The sequence below is a fragment of the Mesorhizobium australafricanum genome (assembly GCF_033977265.1).
In the GTDB taxonomy this organism is placed as follows: Bacteria; Pseudomonadota; Alphaproteobacteria; order Rhizobiales; family Rhizobiaceae; genus Mesorhizobium; species Mesorhizobium australafricanum.
Genome location: NZ_JAVIIT010000053.1, coordinates 1 through 1,595, shown reverse-complemented (window position 1 = coordinate 1,595; position 1,595 = coordinate 1). Strand labels below are relative to the sequence as shown.

Genomic DNA, 1,595 nt, shown 5'->3' with positions numbered 1-1,595 from the left:
TCGCTGCTGGTGAACGGCTTCAGCAAGTGGCCTGACCAGCCAGGGTGTGGCGACGGCACTTTCGCAGTTGCTGGTGAGGTTCTTCGCCGCGCTGAGACGGAGGGATTTTCCAAATTCAATCCGCAGAACCTGACCAATCTGGTCAATGGCTTCAGCAAATGGCCGAAACAAGCGGAGTGTCGGGACGCCACCAGCGCTATCGGCACCGAGGTGACGTACCTCGCAGGCCGAGCCAATCGGCTTTCCGATTTCGAACCGCAGGGCCTGGCGAACCTGGTGAACGGTTTCAGCAAATGGCCGAGCCAGGCGAAGTGTCGGAAAGCCACTAGCGCTATCGGCACCGAGGTGACGCGCCTTGCAGGCCGAGCCAAGCGGCTCTCCGATTTTAGCCCGCAGGGCCTGTCGAACCTGGTCAATGGCTTCGGCAAGTACCCGGAAGAACAGGATTTGCGCCAAGCTGTGGCGGATATCGCCGCCGAGATCGTTGGCCGCGCCGGCAAGCTCAATAGATTTCCACATCAAGAGTTGGCCAATCTGGTGAACGGGTTCGGCAAATGGCCCGAAGAATTCGACATGCGCCATGCTACCGTTGCCATCGCCGGCGAGATCGTTGCGCGTGCCAAAGAGCTCGGCGGATTCACTGATCAACATCTGGCGAACCTGGCGAACGGTTTCAGCAAGTGGCCCGAACAGACGCGCGAGGCGACGGTTTCCATTGCGGGCGAGGTCGTTACCCGAGCCGGCGAGCTCAACAGATTTGGGTATCAAGAGTTGGCCAACCTGGTGAACGGTTTCAGCAAGTGGCCTGACCAGCAGAAGACGAGCGAGGCGACCATTGCCATCGCCGGCGAGGTCGTTGCCCGAGCCGGAAAGCTCAAGGGATTTGCGAATCAAGAGTTGGCCAATCTGGTGAACGGTTTCAGCAAGTGGCCGGAACAGGCAAGCACGCGCGAGGCCATGATCGCCATCGCCTCTGAGGTCAGTCGCGCCGCCAACCGATTGCGCGGTTTTCCTGGTCAGGAGCTGGCCTATCTGATCAATGGCTTCAGCAAGTGGCCGCAAGAGCCAGGCATGCGCCAGGCGGCGGTCGCCATCGCCGGGGAGATCGCCTCCCGTGCCGACAAAATCAAGGGATTTACCCATCAGCAGCTGGCCATACTGGTGAACGGTTTCAGCAAGTGGCCGCAGGAGGAGCGAAATCGGCAGGCCACGGCCGCCATCGGCGGGGAGGTCCTTCGCCGCGCCGATCACCCAAATGTCGGGCTCTCCGACTTTGCTCCGCTGAGCCTGGCCAATTTGGTGAATGGCTTCAGCAAATGGCCGCAAGAGCCAGGCATGCGCCAGGCTGCAGTTGCCATGGCTGGGGAGATCGCTTCCCGCGTCGGCAAAATCAAGGGATTTAGTCATCAGCATCTTGCGGTCCTGGTGAACGGTTTCAGCAAGTGGCCGCAAGAGGAGCGCAATCGGCAGGCCACGGTCGCCATTGGCGAGGAGGTCCTTCGCCGCGCCGATCGCCAGGATGTCGGGCTCTCCGATTTTACTGCTCAAGGCTTGGCGATCCTGGTGAACGGCTTCGGCAAGTGGACGCAAGAGCC

General features: G+C 60.8%; 1 pseudogene. It reads left to right on the top strand.

Annotated elements, in window-relative coordinates:
• Positions 1–9: 9 nt before the first annotated feature.
• A pseudogene (locus RFM98_RS31115) lies at positions 10–1,595 on the top strand (hypothetical protein); the annotation flags it as partial.